The organism is Pseudomonas sp. PAMC 26793, assembly GCF_000313235.1.
GTDB lineage: Bacteria > Pseudomonadota > Gammaproteobacteria > Pseudomonadales > Pseudomonadaceae > Aquipseudomonas > Aquipseudomonas yamanorum.
The window spans coordinates 228,921-250,948 of the sequence record NZ_AMXG01000054.1 but is presented as its reverse complement, the minus strand read 5'-3'; the positions used below and the strand labels follow the sequence as shown (position 1 = coordinate 250,948).

Annotated in this window: 21 protein-coding genes; 13 read left to right on the top strand and 8 right to left on the bottom strand. The window is 61.6% G+C overall.

All coding sequences use genetic code 11. The annotated features are described in order from the left end of the window. Positions 1 to 30: 30 nt before the first annotated feature. Positions 31 to 939, bottom strand: coding sequence for a 50S ribosomal protein L3 N(5)-glutamine methyltransferase (gene prmB / locus D109_RS0129000; RefSeq protein WP_017480000.1), 909 nt, complete (start codon positions 937 to 939; stop codon positions 31 to 33). Between the two features lie 240 nt (positions 940 to 1,179). On the opposite strand from prmB, the gene D109_RS0128995 reads away from it, so the two are divergent. From D109_RS0128995 to D109_RS0128975, 5 genes are all read left to right on the top strand, one after another. Then, the gene (locus D109_RS0128995) at positions 1,180 to 1,770 is read left to right on the top strand and encodes a cysteine hydrolase family protein (protein WP_026078288.1); all 591 of its coding nucleotides are present in this window, start codon (positions 1,180 to 1,182) and stop codon (positions 1,768 to 1,770) included. A gap of 130 nt (positions 1,771 to 1,900) precedes the next feature. Further along, positions 1,901 to 2,221 carry a hypothetical protein gene (locus D109_RS0128990; protein ID WP_003213133.1) on the top strand — a complete coding sequence of 107 codons (321 nt, stop codon included), beginning with the start codon at positions 1,901 to 1,903 and terminating at the stop codon, positions 2,219 to 2,221. Positions 2,222 to 2,296: 75 nt separating this feature from the next. Next, positions 2,297 to 2,854, top strand: a complete 558-nt coding sequence (locus tag D109_RS0128985; protein WP_017479998.1) for a Smr/MutS family protein — start codon at positions 2,297 to 2,299, stop codon at positions 2,852 to 2,854. Between the two features lie 79 nt (positions 2,855 to 2,933). Further along, positions 2,934 to 3,479, top strand: coding sequence for a GTP cyclohydrolase I FolE (folE, locus tag D109_RS0128980; RefSeq protein WP_003204506.1), 546 nt, complete (start codon positions 2,934 to 2,936; stop codon positions 3,477 to 3,479). Positions 3,480 to 3,582: 103 nt separating this feature from the next. Next, entirely contained in the window at positions 3,583 to 3,954 is a 372-nt protein-coding gene (locus tag D109_RS0128975) for a glutathione S-transferase N-terminal domain-containing protein (RefSeq protein ID WP_017479997.1), read from the top strand. Between the two features lie 108 nt (positions 3,955 to 4,062). Here D109_RS0128975 and D109_RS0128970 read toward each other — a convergent pair whose 3' ends face one another. The 3 genes from D109_RS0128970 to D109_RS0128960 are packed head-to-tail and all read right to left on the bottom strand — an operon-like array spanning position 4,063 to position 7,005. After that, the gene (locus D109_RS0128970) at positions 4,063 to 4,383 is read right to left on the bottom strand and encodes a hypothetical protein (protein WP_017479996.1); all 321 of its coding nucleotides are present in this window, start codon (positions 4,381 to 4,383) and stop codon (positions 4,063 to 4,065) included. Further along, on the bottom strand, positions 4,380 to 5,711 hold the full coding sequence (locus D109_RS0128965) for an acyclic terpene utilization AtuA family protein (protein ID WP_017479995.1): 1,332 nt from the start codon (positions 5,709 to 5,711) through the stop codon (positions 4,380 to 4,382). The genes D109_RS0128970 and D109_RS0128965 overlap by 4 nt, the downstream gene beginning before the upstream one ends. A 1-nt stretch (position 5,712) precedes the next feature. Beyond that, complete coding sequence (locus tag D109_RS0128960; RefSeq protein WP_017479994.1) at positions 5,713 to 7,005, bottom strand: CitMHS family transporter; 1,293 nt, start codon at positions 7,003 to 7,005, stop codon at positions 5,713 to 5,715. 131 nt (positions 7,006 to 7,136) lie between these two features. Here D109_RS0128960 and D109_RS0128955 point away from each other — a divergent pair, with 131 nt between their 5' ends. Further along, positions 7,137 to 8,033 carry a LysR family transcriptional regulator gene (locus D109_RS0128955; protein ID WP_017479993.1) on the top strand — a complete coding sequence of 299 codons (897 nt, stop codon included), beginning with the start codon at positions 7,137 to 7,139 and terminating at the stop codon, positions 8,031 to 8,033. Between the two features lie 109 nt (positions 8,034 to 8,142). On the opposite strand, the gene D109_RS0128950 is transcribed toward D109_RS0128955, so the two are convergent. Both D109_RS0128950 and D109_RS0128945 read right to left on the bottom strand, forming a co-directional pair. Then, positions 8,143 to 8,745, bottom strand: a complete 603-nt coding sequence (locus D109_RS0128950) for a glutathione S-transferase family protein (RefSeq protein ID WP_017479992.1) — start codon at positions 8,743 to 8,745, stop codon at positions 8,143 to 8,145. A gap of 10 nt (positions 8,746 to 8,755) precedes the next feature. Further along, positions 8,756 to 9,922 carry a PLP-dependent aminotransferase family protein gene (locus D109_RS0128945; RefSeq protein ID WP_017479991.1) on the bottom strand — a complete coding sequence of 389 codons (1,167 nt, stop codon included), beginning with the start codon at positions 9,920 to 9,922 and terminating at the stop codon, positions 8,756 to 8,758. Positions 9,923 to 10,004: 82 nt separating this feature from the next. Here D109_RS0128945 and D109_RS0128940 point away from each other — a divergent pair, with 82 nt between their 5' ends. The 3 genes from D109_RS0128940 to D109_RS0128930 all read left to right on the top strand — a co-directional run bounded on the left by D109_RS0128940 (position 10,005) and on the right by D109_RS0128930 (position 12,678). Beyond that, positions 10,005 to 10,439, top strand: coding sequence for a MarR family winged helix-turn-helix transcriptional regulator (locus tag D109_RS0128940; RefSeq protein WP_017479990.1), 435 nt, complete (start codon positions 10,005 to 10,007; stop codon positions 10,437 to 10,439). A gap of 217 nt (positions 10,440 to 10,656) precedes the next feature. Continuing rightward, positions 10,657 to 11,988: an NCS2 family permease gene (locus D109_RS0128935; RefSeq protein ID WP_226477241.1), complete on the top strand. Its 1,332-nt coding sequence runs from the start codon at positions 10,657 to 10,659 to the stop codon at positions 11,986 to 11,988. Positions 11,989 to 12,051: 63 nt separating this feature from the next. Continuing rightward, positions 12,052 to 12,678 (top strand): LysE family translocator, encoded by a 627-nt coding sequence (locus D109_RS0128930; protein ID WP_017479988.1) that lies wholly within the window; start codon positions 12,052 to 12,054, stop codon positions 12,676 to 12,678. Here D109_RS0128930 and D109_RS0128925 read toward each other — a convergent pair. Together D109_RS0128925 and uraH are read right to left on the bottom strand one after the other, a co-directional pair. Continuing rightward, positions 12,675 to 17,855, bottom strand: coding sequence for a dermonecrotic toxin domain-containing protein (locus tag D109_RS0128925; protein ID WP_017479987.1), 5,181 nt, complete (start codon positions 17,853 to 17,855; stop codon positions 12,675 to 12,677). The two genes, D109_RS0128930 and D109_RS0128925, sit on opposite strands and share 4 nt — an antisense overlap. Before the next feature lie 159 nt (positions 17,856 to 18,014). After that, positions 18,015 to 18,368 carry a hydroxyisourate hydrolase gene (gene uraH / locus D109_RS0128920; protein ID WP_017479986.1) on the bottom strand — a complete coding sequence of 118 codons (354 nt, stop codon included), beginning with the start codon at positions 18,366 to 18,368 and terminating at the stop codon, positions 18,015 to 18,017. A gap of 460 nt (positions 18,369 to 18,828) precedes the next feature. Between uraH and puuE the strand changes: the two genes are divergently transcribed. The 4 genes from puuE to D109_RS0128900 all read left to right on the top strand — a co-directional run bounded on the left by puuE (position 18,829) and on the right by D109_RS0128900 (position 21,984). After that, positions 18,829 to 19,755: an allantoinase PuuE gene (gene puuE / locus D109_RS0128915; protein ID WP_017479985.1), complete on the top strand. Its 927-nt coding sequence runs from the start codon at positions 18,829 to 18,831 to the stop codon at positions 19,753 to 19,755. Next, positions 19,752 to 20,267, top strand: coding sequence for a 2-oxo-4-hydroxy-4-carboxy-5-ureidoimidazoline decarboxylase (gene uraD / locus D109_RS0128910; protein ID WP_017479984.1), 516 nt, complete (start codon positions 19,752 to 19,754; stop codon positions 20,265 to 20,267). The genes puuE and uraD overlap by 4 nt, the downstream gene beginning before the upstream one ends. A gap of 80 nt (positions 20,268 to 20,347) precedes the next feature. Next, positions 20,348 to 21,343 (top strand): allantoicase, encoded by a 996-nt coding sequence (gene alc / locus D109_RS0128905; RefSeq protein ID WP_003209112.1) that lies wholly within the window; start codon positions 20,348 to 20,350, stop codon positions 21,341 to 21,343. Between the two features lie 137 nt (positions 21,344 to 21,480). Continuing rightward, a complete protein-coding gene (locus tag D109_RS0128900) occupies positions 21,481 to 21,984 on the top strand; it encodes an ureidoglycolate lyase (protein WP_017479983.1) in 504 nt (167 codons plus the stop codon). The last annotated feature ends 44 nt before the right edge of the window (positions 21,985 to 22,028 follow it).

Sequence of the window (22,028 nt, the reverse complement as noted above, 5' to 3'; positions counted from 1 at the left end):
CCACAATGATCAGCATACTGCAGGCAGGGTTTAGACCCTCGCGGCAAACACCGCCTGATGCGCCCGGCATTGCTCAGCCGTCAACATGAACACCCCATGCCCACCGCGCTGGAAGTCCAGCCAGGCAAAGTCCACCTCCGGGTACAACGCCTCGACGTGAACCTGGCTGTTGCCCACCTCGACAATCAGCAAGCCCTTCTCGGTCAAGTGATCTGCCGCCTCGGCCAGCATCCGCCGAACCAGGTTCAAGCCGTCGTCACCGCAGGCCAGACCCAACTCCGGCTCGTGCTGGTATTCATCCGGCATGTCGGCGAAGTCTTCGGCATCGACATACGGCGGGTTGGACACGATCAGGTCAAAGCGCTGGCCCGGCAAACCATCAAAGCCATCGCCCTGAACGGTATACACGCGCTCATCGACGCCATGGCGCTCGATGTTCTGGTTGGCCACTTCCAAGGCTTCAAAGGACAGGTCGCCCAGCACTACTTCGGCATCCTGGAACTCGTAGGCGCAGGCAATACCGATGCAACCGGAACCGGTGCACAGGTCCAGAATGCGTGCCGGCGGCTTGCCCAGCCACGGCTCGAAGCGGTTTTCGATCAGTTCGCCAATCGGTGAGCGTGGAATCAGCACACGCTCATCAACGATAAACGACATGCCGCAGAACCAGGCTTCCTTCAGCAGGTAAGCGGTAGGCACACGCTCATGGATGCGGCGGTGCAACAACCGTTGCACGTGGGAGATTTCCTCTTCTTCCAGGTTGCAATCCAGGTAGCTGTCGGCAATTTCCCACGGCAGATGCAGGGCGCCGAGCACCAGTTGCCGGGCTTCGTCCCAGGCGTTGTCGGTGCCATGGCCAAAAAACAAGTCTTCCCCATGGAAACGGCTGACAGCCCATCGGATGTGGTCGCGCAAGGTGCGCAGGCGAGAAGTGATCACGGGGGCAAGCTCCTGGAAAAAACGACCGGCGATTCTAACAGTCTTAAGCTGTACCGACGATGTACGAAAAAACCCTTTGCCGCACGTCGGATTTCATCTTAAACACGGTTTTTGCCTAAACGTAGTGCCCTATTGACATCGCTGCACGCCAACAACGGCGTACCTTACGATGGTAGCGATTCACAGAAGCGCTCAGCCGGAGGACAATGTCACAAAAGCCCCACTCACAGGAGCCCCAGAATGTCCGTTCCAAAGACGATGTTTCAACTCAGCGGTCGTGGTTACGCAGCGGCGAACCTGAACCATGCGACCCTCGTGATCATCGACGCCCAGAAGGAATACCTCAGCGGTCCCCTCGCCCTCTCGGGCATGGACGCGGCTGTCGAAAACATCAAGCAACTGGCCGCTGCCGCGCGCAACGCCGGGCGCCCGATCGTGCACGTGCGCCACCTGGGCACAGTCGGCGGGCTGTTTGATCCCCAGGGCGAGCGCGGTGAATTCATTCCAGGCCTCGAGCCCCAGGCCGACGAGACCATCATCGGCAAGTTGCTGCCCAGCGCGTTCCACGGCACTGGCCTTGAGAAGCACCTGCAAGACCTCGGTTCCCTGGACCTGATTGTCTGCGGCTTCATGAGCCACTCCAGCGTCAGCACCACCGTGCGCGCGGCGAAGAACCTGGGCTTTCGCTGCACCCTGGTAGAAGACGCCTGCGCCACCCGCGACCTGCCTTACAAGGGCGGCATCCTCAGCGCCGAACACGTGCAGCAGACCGAAATGGCCATCATGGCCGACAACTTCGCCACCCTCGCCTTGACCAAAGATCTGATCTGATCGACCTTCGATGAGCGGGTAGCCGCCCGCTCATCCGCAAAAACCTGTCATTTGCTGCAATTGCCTCTGTACCCGGAACAACCTGTGTATCTTCCGGTCGAAGGGCCGATACCCTGGAGGAAAGGTCGGAATGAAGATATCCGATGGTTTTGACGCTCGTCGCTTGCGCCCCAAGGGCCCGAGCAACTGGCGTCTGCGCATCGGCGCCGGCTTTGCCGCGCTGTTGGCGATAGGTGGCGTACTACTGGCAATTGCCGGCGGCGCTGGTTTGGTTGGACATTCACCGGCCTTGGGCGAACTGAACGCCAGCCCTGGCGGTTCTGCAATACTGTTGGTCATTGGCCTGTTGGTGCTGTGGTTTGGCGTCTGGCTGTGGCGCCGTTGCCGTCGGCGCATGCGCCAGCCCCTGTCACTGAACATCGCCTCGCACCTGATGAAAAAGCACGACTGATGGCATGCCGATAGCGTTTGTTGCGCATCAAGCCGCCGCGATTAGGTAAACTGCCCGCCCTTCGCGGAGGCTGACATGCAAGACGACGATTTTTCCCTATTCAAGAACGAGCTGCGCGGCGTCAAGCCGATCAAGCATGATCGCGCAGACACCGGCAAACCCAAGACCGACCGCGCCCAGATCGCCAAGCTGCGCCAGGCCGCGACCGTACGTATGGACGCCACCACCGTGGACGGTCTGTCGGATCAGTTCGTTATCGATGTAGGCCCCGAAGACGAGCTGATGTGGGCCCGCGACGGCGTGCAGGAAAGCCAGATGCGCAAGCTCAAGGTAGGCCAGATCCCGTTCGAAGGCAGCCTCGACCTGCACGGCATGACCGTCGAAAAAGCCCGCGAAACCCTCTGGGCGTTCCTCGCCGAAGCCACTCAATTCGAAATCCGCTGCGTGCGCATTACCCACGGCAAGGCCGTGCGCCTGGACGGCAAGCGGCCGATGATCAAAAGCCACGTCAACACCTGGTTGCGCCAGCACTCCCAAGTGCTGGGTTTTACCTCATGCCAGCCACGTCACGGCGGCGCTGGCGCGGTGTACGTGATGCTCAAGCGCACCATGATGGAAGGTCGCGACGAGTAACAAGTGCCATCGTCAGGCTTGCAGCGATGTGTTGGCCACCGTACCCTTGCCCTTTGCGAAAACCCCACTAGGTAGTTTCATGTCCCTGGAACAGAATTACACCGCGATCCTCGGCCAGCTCGGCGAGGACGTTTCCCGCGAGGGCCTGCTCGACACGCCAAAACGTGCCGCCAAGGCCATGCAGTATCTCTGCCGCGGTTATGAACAGACCCTCGAAGAAGTCACCAACGGTGCCTTGTTCAGCTCTGACAACAGCGAAATGGTGCTGGTCAAGGACATCGAGTTGTACTCGCTGTGCGAACACCACCTGCTGCCGTTTATCGGCAAGGCTCACGTCGCGTACATCCCGAGCGGCAAAGTGCTGGGCCTGTCGAAGGTCGCGCGTATCGTCGATATGTATGCCCGTCGCCTGCAGATCCAGGAAAACCTCAGCCGCCAGATCGCCGATGCGGTCCAGCAGGTCACCGGCGCCCTGGGCGTTGCGGTGGTGATCGAGGCCAAGCACATGTGCATGATGATGCGCGGTGTGGAGAAGCAGAATTCGTCGATGATCACGTCGGTGATGCTGGGTGAGTTCCGCGAAAACGCGGCGACCCGCAGCGAGTTTCTCAGCCTGATCAAGTAATACGCAGCACCTGGAAAAACCGGCGTTCATCGCCGGTTTTTTTTCGCCTGTGAAAAATCAGGTAAGCTGCGGCCCCTTCAGTCTAGGGCAAGAGATTTCAGCCATGTTCGTCAAAGCACTTCGAGTGGGTCTCGGCCACGTCATCATCGCCGGCGACTTCCTGACCCGTCCGCGCAAAAAGCAGCGCCCTGCCGAACAACAGGCGCAGGTGAACGCAGCGGCCAAGGACCTGACCCTGTATCAATTCCACGCCTGCCCGTTCTGCGTGAAGACCCGCCGCACCCTGCACCGCCTGAACGTGCCGGTGGCCTTGAAGGACGCGAAGAACAACGAACAGGACCGCCAGACCCTGCTGGAACAAGGCGGCAAGATCAAGGTGCCGTGCCTGCGCATTGAAGAGAACGGCCAGACCACCTGGATGTACGACTCCAAGGTGATCATCGATTACCTGGACAAACGGTTTGCGGCGGCCTGAGAAACAGCGAGGATCCTGTGTGGGAGTGGGCTGGCTCGCGAATGCGGTGTGTCAGCCAATACATAGGTTGGCTGATCCACCGCATTCGCGAGCAAGCCCGCTCCCACATTAGTTTGGTATGGCCAATTCAATATCCAGCAGCGCTGAGCCCAGGCACTTGCCATGGGCATCCAGCGCCAGCGACCGCGTCACCCCGCCCCGCAAGATCCCCGGCAACACGAAGTTCAGTGCCTGCACATTGGGCAGCTCATAACGCCGCACCGGTGCAGCGCCCGCCTCCAGCAACGGCGCAAAAAAAGCCGCCACCGCCTCAGCCGTCAGTTGCTCGCAGAGCAGCGGATAGTCCTCGGCCCGATACGCGATGATCGAGATGTTCGAGGTGTCGCCCTTATCGCCGGTACGGGAGTGGGCCAGAGTGTGCAGCTTCATGCTTCGATCCTCGGGTTGACCGCGTTACGGGGCAACAGCAACGATGCCACCGCCACCACCTGGCGCAGGCTCTTGCTGGCACCGCCGCCGCCGGACGGGCCATTGGTGTAGAGGGTTTCCACTTCATTGCCGACGCGCACCGCCTCGCTGCGCTCTTCGCAGCGGGCAGCAATGCGCAGGCGCACTTCCCACGGTTCAACAGTGCTGCGCGGACCGTGCAGGGAGTCGATGCCGATCAGTTCGGCACGCACGTCCTGCAGGCGCACGCCGGTCAGTTCCAACCGTTTCAGGACCACGTCGCGAGCCAGTTGTGCACGAGCGACCGCGCCCGGGCCGCCGTAGGAAATCTGACCCTCGCCGATCCAGCCGTCCAGATACCCGACGCTGACTTTCAACTGCTCGGGCCGTGGCCGCCCGCTTGCGCCGTGGGCCCGCACCCGGTCGACGGCCTCCTCAGCAAACGACACCTGGGAAAAGTCGGCACATACGTCCGGCGTAAGGTACGCCGCCGGGTCGTGCACTTCGTAGATCAGTTGTTCGGTGCACGTAGCCCGGCTGACCCGCCCGCCGGAGCCGGCGACCTTGGTGATCAGTGCCTCGCCGTCTGCATCAATCTCGGCCAACGGAAAGCCAAGGCGCGCCAGGTCGTCCACATCCTTGAAGCCCGGATCGGCAAAGTAGCCACCGCTGACCTGCCCGGCACATTCCAGCAAATGCCCCACCAGCGTGCCGCGCCCCAGCCGTTGCCAATCATCCGCAGCCCAGCCGAATTCGAACATCTGCGGCGCCAGGAACAGCGAAGGGTCTGCCACCCGGCCGGTGATCACCACGTCGGCATCGGCGCGCAAGGCGTCGATAATGCCCTCGGCGCCCAGGTAGGCGTTCGCGGAAATCAGCCGGTCGCCCAATGAGCCAAGGGTCTGGCCGTTGTCGAGCCGTTGCTCCGGCTGGCCCCGCAACGTTTCGAGTACATCATCGCCTATCACCGCCAGCACCTTGAGGTTCAGCCCCAGTTCAGCGGCAATCCGGCGCACTTCCACCGCCGCCGCCACCGGGTTGGCCGCGCCCATATTGGTGATTACCCGCAAGCGCCGGCGCCCGCCGGGCTGGCCGACAAAGGGCAGCACGCGGCGCATGCGCTCACTCAACAGCGGGTCGTAACCGCCTTGTGGATCGCTGATCCGCGCCTGTTGCGCCAGGGCGATGGTGCGTTCGGCCAGGCATTCGAAGACCAGGTAATCCAGGTCGCCCTGTTCGGCCAATTCCACCGCAGGTTCGATACGGTCGCCGGAGTAGCCGGCGCCGGAACCGATGCGCAAGGTTTTCATGTCAAATCACTCCCAGGAGCAAAGCCGTCAGGGTCATCAACACCGACGCGGCGAACAGAAAGGGGATGGTGAAGCGCTGGTGATCGGCCAGTTCGATCTTGCACAGGCCCACCAACAGGAAGGTCGCGGGCGTCAGCGGGCTGACCGGGAAGCCGGTGGTGTGCACGCCCAGCAACGAGGCCTGGGCCACTTGCAACGGGTCGACGCCCAGGGCCTTGCCGACTTCGGCGATTACCGGCATCACGCCGAAATAGTAGGAATCGGGATCAAACAGCATGCTCAACGGCATCGACAGGAAACCCACCACCGCCGGGATCAACTTGCCGTGGCCCGCCGGAATCTGCGCCACCGCCACTTCGGCGATGGCCTTGAGCATGCCGGTGCCTTGCATGATGCCGGTGAACACACCAGCGGCGAGCAGGATGCTGGCCATGGTCAGGGCGGTTTTTGCGTGGGCATCGATCCGTGCGCGCTGGGCGTCGACGTTCGGGTAGTTGATGCACAGCGCCACCACGGTGCCGAGCATGAACATCACCACCGGGTCGACCCAGCCAGCAATCATCACCACCATCACCAGTACGGTCAGAACCAGGTTGACCCAGAACAACCGCGGGCGACGCAGGGCAATATCATCGTCGCTGAGCACCCGTTGCGGCACCGCTTCCACGCTGGAACCGGCGCCCAGCCCCAGGCGTTTTTCTTCACGGTGGCCCAGCCACCAGGCGCAGGCGAACACAAAGACCAGGCCGACGATCTGCACCGGGATCAGTGGCTGGAACAAGTCCGCCACCGGCACATGCAACGCCGCCGAAGAGCGCAACACCGGGCCGGTCCAGGGCAGGAAGTTGACCCCGGCCGCCATCGCCGCCACGCAGGCGAGGATACGTTTATCAATCCCCAGTCGCGTGTACAGCGGCAGCATCGCCGGCACCGTCACCAGAAAGGTCACCGCGCCGGAGCCGTCCAGGTGCACCAGCAATGCCAGGGTCGCGGTACCGACGACAATCCTTGTAGGACGCGTCCCTACCGTGCGCAGGATGCGATCAATGATTGGATCCAGCATACCGGCATCGGTCATGATCCCGAAAAACAGGATCGCGAACACAAACATGCCCACCACGGGGGCGACGTTCTTGATGCCGGTGATGATGAAGGCGCTGGTTTGCAGGCCGAAACCGCCGAGCAGTGCGGCAATGATCGGCAAGGCGATCAGGGCCACCAGTGGCGACAGGCGTTTGCTCATGACGGCGGTGAGCAGGCACAGGATGGTGATGACACCCAGGGTAGCGAGCATGGGGTAGCTCCAGAACGGCGTTTTCGGCCGGTTATTGTTTTCCCTGGAGTATTGGAATCGCGTTAGGCTTTGTAAATTGGAATATTCGGCACTCCACATTCGAAAAAACAAAACGCTCGAGCAAAATAAAAATGAAAAATTCGATCCAGCATATCCAGGCGTTTCTCGCCGTTGCCCGTACAGGCAGCTTTACCAAGGCGGCCAACGAACTGCACCTATCGCCCTCGGCACTGACCGTGCAGGTGCAACAACTGGAGGAATGGCTGGGCGTTGCCCTGCTCGACCGCAGCCCGCGCCACGTCAGCATCACCGCCGCCGGCCTGGACGCACGCGGGCCGATGGAGAAGCTGTTGCTGGACCTGGACAACATCGTCACCGGCTCCCGTGACCTCGCAGCCTTGCGCCGAGGCGTGGTGACCATCGCCGCCCTGCCCTCCGTGTGCGCCGGCGCATTGCCGCCTGCCCTGCGCCTGTTTCGCGAACGTTTTGCCGGGATCGAGGTGCGCTTGCATGACCTGGTGGCTCACCGCATTCACGCACAAGTGCGTTCGGGCGAGGTGGATTTCGGTATTGGTGTGCGGGCGAGGCTGAGCCATGGGTTTGCGTTTGTGCCGGTGCTGAATGACCGGTTGTGTGCGTTTGTGCCGCTGGATCATCCGCTGACGCGCTATGCCAAGCTAAGCCTGGAGCAACTGGCCGAGCAGCCGATCATCCTCACCGGCCGCGACAGCAGCGTGCGGGAACAGGTGGACGCGTTGTTCGACGAGACGCGCCTGACGATGCTCGCGGGGATGGAGGCCAACTACATGTCGACCGTGCTGGCGTTGGTGCGGCAGGGCTTGGGGATCAGTGTGTTGCCGGAATCGGCGGCGGACAGTCTGGAAGGGTTGAAGCGGATTGCCATTGATCACCCGGGGGTGAACCGGGAGATCGGGTTGATCAGTCGCAGTGGGCAGCCGTTGAGCCCGGCGGCGCAGCGCTGTTTTGAGTTGCTCAGTGAAGAATTACCTGGCGCACCGCAAAACTAAATGTATGTGGGAGCGGGCTTGCTCGCGAAGGCGGTGGGTCAGCCCATACATAGGTTGGCTGATCCACCGCATTCGCGAGCAAGCCCGCTCCCACATTTTTGAGCGCATTTCAGCCCAGCATCGGCACATGCTTTGGATGGCTGGCCACGCGCTTCAACCACGCCTGCACACCCGGATAAGCGCCAAGGTCAAAACCACCTTCATCCGCCACATGGGTGTAGGCATACAGCGCCACATCGGCAATCGAGAACTGGTCGCCCACCAGATACGGCGTTAACTGCAACTGGCGCTCCATCACCTTCAGGGCCTTGTAACCGCCCTTGTGCAGCTTCTTGTACTCCTCCAGCCGGTCTTCCGGCAGCCCCAGGTAAAACTGGATAAACCGCGCCACCGCGATGTACGGCTCATGGCTGTACTGCTCGAAAAACTGCCACTGCAGCACTTGGGTGCGCAGGCGCGGTTCGGTGGGCAGGAACTCGCTCCCGTCGGCGAGGAAGTTGAGGATTGCGTTGGATTCCCACAGGCAGGTGCCGTCTTCGAGCTCCAGCACCGGGATCTTGCCGTTGGGGTTCTTGGCCAGGAACTCCGGGGTCTGGGTGTCACCCTTCAGGATGTCGACATCAATCCACTCATAGTCGATGCCCAACAGGCTGAGCATGAGTTTGACCTTGTAGCAATTGCCCGATTTGTAATCGCCGTAAACCTTGTACATGGAGGCTCCCCTATGCCGCTTGCGCGTGCTGTGCTTGACGGACCACCGCAGCGAGACGCTTGAGACCTTCGTCCAAGCGCGCCGGGTCGATATGGCTGAAATTGAGCCGCAAGTGACCGTGATGATTGTCCGGCTCGGAAAAGAACGGCTCACCGGGCATGAACGCGATGTCCTGGTCGAGCGCAGGTGCCAACAAGGTGCGGGTATCCAGCGGCTGTTTCAAGGTCAGCCAGAAGAATAATCCGCCCTGGGGTATTTGCCAGTCGGCCAGGTCGCTGAAATGCCGCGCCAGTGCAGCCTGGAATGCGTCGCGGCGGCCTCGGTAGAAACCGCGCAGTTCCACCAGGTGGTGCTGGTATTTCTCGGTGCCGATCCACTGCATCGCCTGCCACTGGCCCACGCGGTTGGTGTGCAGGTCCGCCGACTGCTTGAGCTTGAGCAGGTGCGGGAACAGGTCGGGGCTGGCGATCAGGTAGCCGACCCGCAGGCCGGGCAACAGGGTCTTGGACACGGTGCCGGTGTAGATCCAGCTGGCCTTCTTCAACCGGCTGACGATGGGTTGCGCGCTGCCGCCGTCGAAGGTCAGTTCGCGGTAGGGCTCGTCTTCGACCAGGGTCACGCCGAACTCGTCCAGCAGCGCGGCGACGGCTTGGCGCTTGGCCTCGCTGTAGCGAACCGCCGACGGGTTCTGGAAGGTCGGGATCAAGTAGACGAAGGACGGACGGTCCTGCTCAAGGCTGTTGCGCAGCGCCTTCAGGTCCGGACCGTCCGCCTCAAGCTGCACGGTCAGGCAATCAGCGCCGAACAGTTGGAATATCTGCAACGCCGCCAGGTAGGTCGGGCCTTCCAGCAGGATTTTGGTGCCCTTGTCGATGTACAGCTTGGCCGCCAGATCCAGGGTTTGCTGTGAGCCACTGACCACCATGACCTGGCTGGCCTCACACGCAATACCCAGCCCCCGCGCCTCGGCCGCCAGCAGTTCACGCAACTGCGGCTCGCCTTCGCTCATGCCGTACTGGCCGATGTTCAGCGGCATGTCCGTCCAATCCAGCTTGGGCAGCATCACTTCGGCCGGCAGGCCACCGGCGAAGGACATCACCTGCGGTTTTTGCGCTGCCGCGAGGATTTCACGGATCAAGGAGCTTTTAAGGCGCGAAACACGTTCTGAAAAGGCCATAAGGGTCACCGGTAGCGAAGCCTGAGGGAAATACGTCAAACTGGTTGACCGAAATTACGACGACTTGGGCAGATACGTCAATATGCTTGACCTTAAAAACCAGACCAGCCAACAAACCGCCATGGAAGCCTTCTTCTTCGGCTACCAGGCGTTCACCGCCAAGGCCGACGAAATGCTTGAACGTCGCGGCTTGAGCCGGGTGCATCAACGCATTGTGTTCTTTATCGCGCGCTACCCGGCGTTGAGCGTCAAGGAACTGCTGGAACTGCTCGGCGTGAGCAAACAGGCGTTGAACATGCCGCTGCGCCAACTGCAGGAAATGCACCTGGTGATCAGCGTGGCGTCCGAGACCGACAAGCGTAAGCGCTTGCTGGAGTTGACCGAGGAAGGTCAGCGTTTCGAACAATCCCTGCGGCGCGAGCAAGTGAAGCTGCTGCAACGGGCGTTTGCCGAGGCTGGCGAGACGGCAGTAGAAGGCTGGCTGGCGGTAAACAAGGCACTCAGTGGCCAATCCTGAATTGCCTTTCATCCTTTTCGCACACAAAATACAAAACATTATTTGCTTTATTTGTATACAAAAGCATAATTCGCTTCGTGCGAGTTCCTGACCTATTGGTCAACAAAACCCGCTGGTACCTCAAAGCGCTGCTGCCCACTCATGTGACCGGTGCTGGAAATAACAATAAAACTCTTGAGGAGTACTTGCTGTGGAAAGCCGCAAATCCGAAGCCCCGCTGGACCTATCGCCCCCCCAGCTCTCGCCCGCGAAGCATGGCTGGCTGGAACGCCTGTTCAAACTCCGCTTGCATGGCACCACAGTGAAGACCGAGCTGATCGCCGGCCTCACGACCTTTATCACCATGGCCTACATCATCTTCGTCAACCCCAACATCATGGCCGACGCCGGCATTGATCATGGCGCGGCGTTTGTCGCCACCTGCATCGCCGCCGCGCTGGGTTGCCTGCTGATGGGGCTCTACGCCAACTGGCCCGTAGGCCTGGCGCCGGGCATGGGCCTGAACGCGTTCTTCACCTACACCGTGGTCGGCACCATGGGCTACAACTGGGAGACGGCGCTGGGTGCGGTATTTGTCTCCGGGGTGTTGTTCATGATCCTGACACTCTCGCGTATTCGCGAGTGGCTGCTCAACAGCATTCCGGTGAGCCTGCGCCACGCGATGGGCGCAGGTGTCGGGCTGTTTCTCGGGGTGATCGGCCTGAAAACCGCCGGCATCATCGTGCAAAGCCCGGCCACCCTGATCAAGCTCGGTTCCCTGCATGAACCCGCCCCCTTGCTGGCGGCCATCTGCTTCCTGTTGATTGCGATCCTCAGCTACCACCGGGTATTCGGCGCGATCCTGATCAGCATCATCGCCGTGACCCTCGCCGGCTGGGGCCTGGGCCTGGTGGAATACCACGGCATCATGGCCACCCCGCCAAGCCTGGCACCGACCTGGATGGCCATGGACGTGATGGGCGTGTTCAACGTCAGCATGATCAGCGTGGTGTTCGCCTTCCTGTTCGTGCACATGTTCGACACCGCCGGCACCTTGATGGGCGTCGCCCAGCGTGCAGGCCTGGTGAATGCTGACGGCAAGATCGAAAACCTCTCCCGCGCCCTGAAAGCCGACAGTGCTTCCAGCGTGTTCGGCGCCATGGTTGGCGTGCCACCCGTCACCAGTTACGTGGAAAGCGCCGCCGGGGTGGCCGCCGGTGGCCGTACCGGGCTGACAGCCGTTACGGTTGGCGTATTGTTTATCGCCGCGATGTTTTTTGCTCCGTTGGCTGGCATGATTCCGGCCTATGCCACCGCAGGCGCGTTGATCTATGTGGCGATGCTGATGATGAGCGGCATGGCCCATATCAATTGGGACGACGCCACCGACAGCATTCCGGCGATTGTCACGGCGATCATGATGCCTCTGACCTTTTCCGTCGCCGATGGCATCGCGTTGGGTTTTATCACCTACGTGGCGCTGAAGGCCGGCACGGGTAAACACAAGGAAATTTCCATCAGCCTGTGGGTGCTTTGCGCGATCTTCATCGCCAAGTTCGCGTTCCTGTAGGCCAACCCGCTTGCCCCTGCCTCACCCCGTCGGGTGGGGCTTTTGTACGAATGGAGGAATGCAATGAGTCTGGAAACCTGGCTGCTGTTCAGCGGCGCTGCGCTGGTGGTGATCCTGATCCCCGGCCCCCTGTCCCTGCTGATGATCAGCAACAGTTTGAACTACGGCCTGCGCCGTTCGTATCCGGCCTTTCTCGGCGGGGTGATTGCCTCGATCTGCCTGCTAAGCGCCTCGGCGCTGGGATTGGGGGCGTTGTTGCTGGCCTCGGAACAGCTGTTCAGCGCCCTGAAGATCGTCGGTGCGGTGTACCTGTTCTATCTCGCCTGGCAGAGCTGGCAGCAATCGCGGCAACCGTCCCACGGTGCCGACGTACCGCAAGTGGCCGCCACACCGCGTTTTCGTGCGCTGTTTGGCCGGGCGTTTGTGCTGGGCGCCAGCAACCCGAAGGACATTCTGTTTTTCGCCGCCTTCCTGCCGCAATTCCTCAGCGCCCAGCAGGCCTTTTTGCCGCAGTTGCTGATCATGATTGCCACCTGGACCGTGCTCGACCTGCTGTGCAAGCTGGCCTACGGCCTCGGCGCCCATGGCGCGGCGCGCTACCTGCGCAGCGGCAAGGGCCAGAGCTGGTTCAACCGGATCAGCGCCGGGCTGTTCTCCGGCGCGGGTGCGGCGTCGTTGTTGAGCCGCTAGACATCCGACAGCTTGACGAAAAACACTGTGACGCGATTTGACCGTTCAACCCGCTGTATACCCGCAATGATTCTGACCAACCGGCCCTCATCCAGCGCTTGCAGGATGGGCCGGTGCAGGGCTGCCTGGTGCCGCATCGCCGACCGGTTAGGCGCGCGAAACCAGGCGTCGGACAATAGCAACATGCTCCCCGATCCCAGCGCGATACTCGGCGACTCGGCCCAACGCGTCAGCACGTAATACAGGTTGTTCGACTTTGGATGCGTGCAAAAAAAGTTGAACAACTGGGCCGAGCTGCTTTTATAAAGTGGCTGAACAGCAAACCCCTGCCCTTCGAGCACTTGCCTGACCGCGGTTTGGGCCGCGACCGGCCGCAGATGGCCGGTCGCCGTCCGCGTGTTATTGAGGATGGACGGGGCAAGGGGCATCGGCAGCTGGAAATCCACGCGCTCCAGGCCTGGCACCAGCCCGTCTATACCGATATTGACGCTGACCCGCCCGCTGCGCACCACCGGCCGCAGCATGCGCAATAAATCATCCGTATTGCCCGCCGCCCGGGGTACCGGCGGCAGCCAGTCGTCCAGCGTCGTGCGCACGTTGAGCATTCGACTCACCGTCATCGACCGGCCGGAATCCGCCAACTCCACAAGACGCTCGGTCACGAAACGGTTGCTGGCCGGTGTCAAGCCGGGAAAGGCATCCCTCACCGAGTCAAACAGCGGGCGGCTGAACAGCGGCTGGCGAGGCGTCCATAACTGGTCGGCGCCAAACGTCGCTGGGATGGGTTGTTCGTGCACGTCGTGCGACAGCCTGCGCAATAAATCATGACCGGGCCTCGCGTCGGGCACCTGGGGATTTCTGATGAAAATGATGCCTTCAGAGACATTCGAACCGTTGGGCAGCAGCTCAAAATAATGATCCCCCAGCCTGACGGCGTCGTAAGCGTGCTCGCCCTGAACCCGATACAGCCTGCGTGACGCAGAAATCTCCTGCACGGACCGCCCTTCCAACCGCTGCCCCCAGGCCTGCCAATAACTGGCAACCAGTGGCGGCTGCCGGGCCACGCGCTCGGTATAAGAAACCGTCGGCGCGACCCACCCGGGCCCACCCACCGGTGTTTCCCATGGCTTGCGCACCCCGGTGCTGGTTCCCGGGCGCGGATTATCGGCGCCCAATAGCCATTCACCGGGCTGCTCGATGGTCAGGAGCAGCTCGTCCTCGCCGTTGGCTTTTGGGTTTTTGATGCGTAACACCTGCTCGTTGCGGCGACGATAAGCCGGGTAGACGTGCCCCTCTTCAACAATAAACTGCTCGCCGGCCCTGACGCGGCTGCCCTGGTTGACCGGCCCGTGCAAGCTGACGGCCCCCTCTGTCGAAAGCGCCTTGCGATAGGCCTCCATGTCCTTCAGCGCCTTGCGGGCAGGCGGCAAGCCGAGGGTAATAATGGGCCGGTGCTGGCGACGTATCTGGTTGAGCGCCGGTACCATCGACAGGGGCCGGATCGGCATGCCGATCCTGGGCGCCCCTTTGACATGTGGCATCGCAGTGAGCGCCACATCACCCATCAAGATCAGGGTGGCAAACCCCATGGCCATGCCATCCCTGGGATCACCGCTGTGATGGAACCGACGCGCCGCCAGCAGAACCTCATACAGATTGACCCCGATGCTCACCCCGGGAATGAACGACAACAGCCCGCGCACCCGTGCCGCGGATTGTTCGCCCAACCGCAACTCGCGATAGCTCGCCAGCTCCCTGGCCGAGTTGGCGACGGCGCGCACCGCTCGCTCAAGCCCCAGCACCTGGCCGTGCGCAAGGATGCGCAACAGGTCACAACCGTTGGTGCCGGTGATGCCCAGCCACTGCCCGGGGTCGGCTTCCAGTTGCTCCCGGATCTCCTTTTCAACCTCCGATAACGCCGTCGCCGGTTGTGCGCGTCGCACCCTGAACCAGCGCCGGATGCCATCCACTGCCCACCACACCCCCCTGATGGGTAACGGAAAAAATGAATTTCCACGCACAATGAACGACACACCAGGCTCAAGCATCGAGCCGGTGGAGCGCAGCGTCACGGGGTAACGCTCGAGGGCTTGCTGCTCCCAACCCGGCGCGACTTTTGTCGCCAGGACCTTGAGGTTTCCAGGCGCAGCCGCCATTTCCAGCAACGCCCGCCGGGCCGCTGCCACCGTGTGGTGTTCGGTGAGCGCCGGGTAACCCTGCACGCCAGGCCAGTAAAGCAGGGTCTTGGCCGACAGATGATCCTGGATAATCAGCATCCCGCTGATATGGCGTGGTTGCTCCAGGGTCAGCGCTGCCAGATGGGCACAGCACAGCCGAATGTGATGACCGTTTTTTTCAAGGTCGGCAGGCGTCCTCGCCGCCAAGGCCGTGGAGAACAGGCTGAGGGCTGCTTCACTGAGACCTTGCTGCGCAGCGCTGAACTCCTCCAGCCGCGCCCGCTGGATCAACGGCCGCTCAAGCAGGGCCTGAGATAACCGCGCCGGCACCTGCGCAGACGAGGGGTAAAACGCCCGGGCAATCAGCCGCTCATACTGTCCCGCCAGGTCCAGCTCCGCGATCAGCTGGATCAACTGCCTGGGGGGCAAATGCTTCATCCATAGCGGCTCAAGGTAACGGCTGTGCTGCAATCGCCAGCGGGTCCAGGGCGCATCAGGGTCCAGGTTATGCAGCGCCAACTGCAACAGGCTGTAGGTATGGCGTGTCCTGCTGACCACGGTCCTGATTCCGGAATCCCCCACCGGCCGCTGGGGATGAGACTCCCAGTGCGTACTGACATCGTCAGGCATGTCCAGGAATGGGGTATCGATGTCCAGCAGCGGGTGCAACTCATCCTGCATCAGTTGCGCGATCAGCGTGCGCCGGGCGAAATCCTCCAGGCTCGGCAGCGCCTCTGCCAGTTGCTGCTCCACGACCATGGCGCTGGCCAGGCAATGCGTTTGCTGGCGCTGATAACGCTTGCGCAACACTGGCGATGCACTCGCCAGCCAGGCCGGCAGCGTCTTCGCCTGGGCCACCGCCAGGCGCAGTACGCTGACGTTGGCCAGTGCCTGCGCCCGAGCGATACTGCGGGGCAGTTGCAGCGTGTCTGCCCATTCGCGAGCCAGCAAGGCTCGGGCCAGCGCCTGGTCCGTCACCTCGCTGAAGGGCCGCCCTCCCTCGGCCGTCCAGCGCTCAACCCGCGCGAATTGCCTGATCTGCTCCTTGAAGGTCTCTGACAGCACATTGCTCTCCAGCACCTCGAAGTACACCAGCGTCGGCGCCTGGCCCAACGCAGCGATCACTGCGCGCGCCTCCCGGCGCTGGTCACGCCCGATACAGTGCCAGAGCATCGAACCGTCCGGGCATTTGAGGCTGAGGTCGAGGCTTTTCGACAGTTCATCCAGGCAATCGAACGCTTGCAGGCCGCCGTCCTTACCCGGCAGATGCAGCACCACCGGCAGCTGTCGAGCCATGTCCTCCAGGGCCTCAGCGGTGGTGACCACAAACGCCCCGGTCAACCGGTAGAGCGGCTGCCGGGCCTGGCCGACGGACAGTTGCAGAACACGGGTGGTGCTATTGCCAGGCTCAGCGTCCAGCGGTTGGTCGAGTACCTCGGTGAGCAGTGCCAGGTCGGTGGCGTTGATCAACCCCAGGCTGAATTGCAACTGTGCTTCTTTTGCCAGCGCAGACCGCTGGGCATTGAGGCGTTGAGCTGCGCGATGGCGGGTCGACCCCGGGGCCTTTTCCAGCCAGAACTCGCGCTGGCCCACACGATGTTCCTGCCCGTCGAGCAACGCGTACACAGCCGATACCTGTTCATGCCATTGCGCCTGCAGGGTCTGGAGGCTGTCGTAAGGGCGGGACTTTTCGCTCAGGTCAGCCTTGTTCAGCAGCGCCAGCGCGCCCTGCTCGTGACGCCGCACCAGGTCTTCGGCGGTGCGCATGGCCAGGCCCGGGTTCAGTGTGGCGCAACTCACTTCCTGGCCACGGCGCCGACGATCCCACTCCAGCAGTTGGTCCAGTGCGGCTCTCAGCCGTTCGCTGGCGGGTGCCGGGCGCCGGCCCCGCTCCACTATTTTCAGGCGCTGCGCAGCACTCAACGTGACGCTTGCCGGCCCATCGATCACCCACGGGGCATGCCGCGCCAGCAGGCTGTTCCATTCGTTGTCCCGCTGGGTATTCAGTTGCGCCAGTGCGCTGAGCCGCAGGGCGTCATCCGTCAGCGCCGCCGACCGACGCACCGTGAACGCGTGCGCCAACGCCTGTCGGCGCGCCAGGGGCAGGCGCTGCCAGAGGGCTGCACGCTCAGGGCCGTGGACCCGTTCGGGCAATTTCAGTTGCATCTGCGCCAGGCTGGCGAATTCATGAAAGACCTTGTCCGAGCCCGGCAGGTAGACCACCTGGCGCCTGGTTCGCTCATCGCCCTCGCGGTAGATATGCAGTGCGCCGCTGAACGGCACCCCGTGCCCTTCAGCTGTTGGCCACACCAGCTCGCAGACCTGCAAGCGCCCCCACGCGCCACCCGCCTGCTCACGTGCCTGTGGGGTGGGCGCGTCCAGGATGCCCAGCGCCATGGCAAAACCATGGTCCGACAAGTCGTACAGGGCATGGGCCAGAAACGCCCGCTCGGCGAAGAAGTCGCTGTGCACCTGCACCCAACGCTCCTCGCGCGACACCGCGCTGCCAAACGCCAACCCCTGCCAGTAGTCGGCGATCGCCGAGTTGATCTGTGCGGGCAACCCCAAGGCATTGACCTTATGCAGCGCGTCACTGGCGGTGAAAGCCACTTTGAAACTGGCATCAGTGCTCATGCTGAGGCGGGTGTAGCGATTGATGTTGATCGGGAACAGGGGATTGTCCAGCAAGCCCAGCGCCCGGTCAGTCAGGCTGTCCACCACTGGCGACCCGCCAGGCGTCGACGGCTCGCTGAACAACAGCGTGTCGGGGTCAAGGAAAAAGGCCTCACGCAAAGCCTTGCGCACCAGGCGATAAATGCCCGGCGCCGGTTCCAGCAGGCGGCGCAACTGTCTGATCGCGTCGCGGCAACGCACTTCGGCGGCATGCAGCTCATTGATGAACCGGCTGGGCTGGCCGCTGGCGTCGAGGCGCCGAGTCAGGCGCTGGCGAATCTGCGCTTGCTGGTCCAGGGTGTCGGCATCGTCTTGTTCGGTAGTCATGTCGCCAACGGCTCCAAATGAAACACCGAGGGTAAGCAGGCGCCGGACCCCGCAGGCTATACATAGTTACCGGACCTCAACCGGCAGACGAAAAAAAGCCCGCAGTGTGAGCGGGCGAAATCAACGAAGAGCTTTGGGGGTATGAAGCGCGGTGACGACTCAGCTACCGCGATAGGTGGAGTAGCTGTAAGGCGAAATCAGCAGAGGCACGTGGTAGTGATCCTGTTCGGCACTGATGCCGAAGCGCAGCACTACCACATCGAGAAACGCAGGTTCGGGCAGTTGCACACCGCGAGCGCGGTAATAATCACCGGCGCTGAACTGCAACTGATAGACACCGCTGCGGTAGTCATCGCCTTGCAGCAGGGGGGCATCGCAGCGGCCATCGTTGTTGGTCAGGGTGCTCGCCACCAGCTCAAGCTGTGCACCCTCGACACGGTACAACTCAACCTTGATCGCGCTACCGGGGCAGCCATGCGCGGAGTCCAATACGTGTGTGGTCAAACGTCCCATAGCGTCTACGCGCCTCCCGAAGTCAGTAAAGTGAAAGACCGCACCTTTTCAGGTCACTGAAAAAGCCGGCGATGGCTGATTAAGACACTTTTCAAAAAAATTGTACACAATAAATTCAACAAGCCTGCTTTCCGTTGCTGACATCGATTCTGTAGGAGCAAGCTTGCTCGCGAAGACCTTCAACGATAACGCAGCGCTTCAGGGTTACCGAGGCATTCTCAGGTTTTTCGCGAGCAAGCTCGCTCCTACAGTGAATGAGGTTTTTTTCAATTTAGCTGACCAGTCAGGCAGGTTTCTTGCAATGCTATTCTGCGAAGACCCTGCGGAAAAAATGCAGAAATACAGGCTTACAAAGTGCGCACTAAGTTGTATACAATCAGTCATCGTTGTGACGCCACCCAGTCTTTCCGCTGCCCGGCCGCCACACACACCGCTACCACGAACAAGAAGGAAGACTGCAGTGAGCGCTGACTACCCACGCGACCTGGTCGGTTACGGCAGTAACCCTCCTCACCCACACTGGCCGGGCAAGGCCCGTATCGCCCTGTCGTTCGTACTCAATTACGAAGAAGGTGGTGAGCGCAACATCCTGCACGGCGACAAAGAGTCGGAAGCCTTCCTCTCGGAAATGGTCTCGGCGCAACCGCTGCAAGGCGAGCGCAACATGAGCATGGAGTCGCTGTACGAATACGGCAGCCGGGCCGGCGTGTGGCGCATCCTCAAGTTGTTCAAGGAATTCGATATCCCGCTGACCATTTTCGCCGTGGCCATGGCCGCCCAGCGCCACCCGGACGTGATCCGCGCGATGGTCGCCGCCGGCCACGAGATCTGCAGCCACGGCTACCGCTGGATCGACTACCAATACATGGATGAGGCCCAGGAACGCGAGCACATGCTCGAAGCGATCCGCATCCTCACCGAACTCACCGGCGAGCGCCCACTGGGCTGGTACACCGGGCGCACCGGCCCCAACACCCGGCGGCTGTTAATGGAGGAAGGCGGTTTCCTCTACGACTGCGACACCTACGACGATGACCTGCCCTACTGGGAACCCAACAACCCGACCGGCAAGCCGCACCTGGTGATCCCCTACACCCTGGACACCAACGACATGCGCTTCACCCAGGTCCAGGGTTTCAACAAGGGCGACGACTTTTTCGAATACCTGAAAGACGCGTTCGACGTGCTGTATGCCGAAGGCGCGGAAGCACCGAAGATGCTCTCCATCGGCTTGCACTGCCGCCTGATCGGCCGCCCGGCACGCCTGGCTGCACTCAAGCGCTTTATCGAATACGCCAAGGGCCATGACCAGGTGTGGTTCGCCCGCCGCGTGGACATTGCCCGTCACTGGCATGACGTGCACCCTTTCCAGGGAGCCGCCAAATGACTGCGTTCCAGACCCTGAAACCCTCGACCCTGAGCCGCGACGCGTTCGTCAAAGCCTTCGCCGACATCTACGAACATTCGCCATGGGTGGCCGAAAAGGCCTTCGACCTGGGCCAGGACGCTTCGATCGACCAGATCGAAACCCTGCACCAGCGCATGAGCGACATCCTGTTGAGCGCCGATCACACCAGTCAACTGGCCCTGATCAACGCTCACCCGGACCTGGCGGGCAAAGCGGCCGTCCAGGGCCAGTTGACCGAAGCCAGCACTAATGAACAGGCTGGCGCCGGTATTCACCAATGCACGGCCGAAGAGTTTTCTCGCTTCACCGAGCTGAACGATGGCTACAAAGCCAAGTTCAAGTTTCCCTTCATCATGGCGGTAAAAGGCAGCAACCGGCACCAGATCCTCGCCGCGTTTGAAACGCGCATTCACCACTCGGTGGAAGCCGAGTTCAAATGTGCGCTGGCCGAGATCAATAAAATCGCGTTGTTCCGATTACTGACCCTTTAGCAGACCTGGCCCGAGCGGTTCATGAACGCCCAGGGTCTGGCGAGCATCCCAAGCCACTTACTTTAAGGCAGACAAGAAGAATGAAAGCGCAACCCGTACCTTTCGAGAAGTTCGTCAACCTGGCCGACGCCCGCCTGGGCACCAAGATCATCTCTGTCACCGATGACTGGTTCGCCGACGCCAACCGCCTGTTCCAGCCGACCCCGGCCGTGTGGAAGGAGGGCGTTTTCGATGACAACGGCAAGTGGATGGACGGCTGGGAGTCGCGCCGCAAGCGCTTCGAAGGCTACGACAGCGCCGTGATCCGCCTGGGTGTACCGGGTTCGATCAAAGGCGTGGACATCGACACTTCATTCTTCACCGGCAACTTCCCGCCATCGGCGTCCCTGGAAGCCTGCTTCCTCGCGAGCGGCGAGCCGGATGACAACACCCAGTGGGTTGAAGTGCTGTCGGCGGTGGAGCTGCAAGGCAACAGCCATCACTTCCACGAGATCAACAACGACCAGGCCTTCAGCCACCTGCGCTTCAACATCTACCCGGACGGTGGTGTGGCCCGTCTGCGTGTGTACGGCATTCCGTTCCGCGACTGGTCGGCGGTGGGCGACAACGAACAGGTGGACCTGGCTGCTGCATTGAACGGCGGCCGCGCACTGGCCTGCTCCGATGAACACTTCGGACGCATGAGCAACATCCTCAACCCGGGCCGTGGCATCAACATGGGCGATGGCTGGGAAACCGCACGTCGTCGTACGCCGGGCAATGACTGGGTCATCGTCGCACTGGGCCACCCGGGCGAGATCGAGAAGATCGTGGTCGACACCCTGCACTTCAAGGGCAACTACCCGGACACTTGCTCGATCCAGGGCGCATTCGTGAAGGGTGGCACCGACAGCCAGATCGAAACCCAATCGCTGTTCTGGCGCGAACTGCTGCCGGCGCAGAAACTGGAAATGCACGCTGAACACACGTTTGCCGAGCAAATCAAGGCGCTGGGCCCGATCACTCACATTCGTTTGAATGTGTTCCCGGATGGTGGTGTGAGCCGCCTGCGGGTTTTGGGCAAGGTCTCGAAGTAACACCCGATCGTTCCCACGCACTGCGTGGGAATGCATACCGTGACGCTCTGCGTCACAAGAGCGGACGCAGAGCGTCCAGGGCGGCGTTCCCACGCAGAGCGTGGGAACGATCCATACACAAGATTAAGAAGACAGCCATGCGCACACTGATGATCGAACCCCTGACCAAAGAAGCCTTCGCCCCTTTCGGAGACGTTATCGAAACCGATGGCAGCGATCACTTCATGATCAACAACGGGTCGACCATGCGCTTTCATAAACTGGCGACGGTGCAAACCGCCACGCCAGAAGATAACGCGATCATCAGCATCTTCCGCGCCGACGCGCAGGACATGCCGCTGACCGTGTGCATGCTGGAACGACACCCGCTGGGCAGCCAGGCTTTCATCCCGCTGCTCGGCAACCCCTTTCTGATCGTGGTCGCGCCACTTGGCGATGAACCTGTATCGGGCTTGGTCCGCGCCTTCGTTACCAACGGCAGGCAGGGCATTAATTACCATCGCGGCGTCTGGCACCACCCGGTGCTGACGATCGAAAAGCGGGATGACTTCCTGGTGGTTGATCGCAGTGGCACAGGCAATAACTGCGATGAGCATTTTTTCAAAGAGGATGAGCGGTTGATCCTCGCCCCCCACCAATAAGAGAAGGTCTGATCACTCGACGACAGAGTGACAGGCGAGAGGTA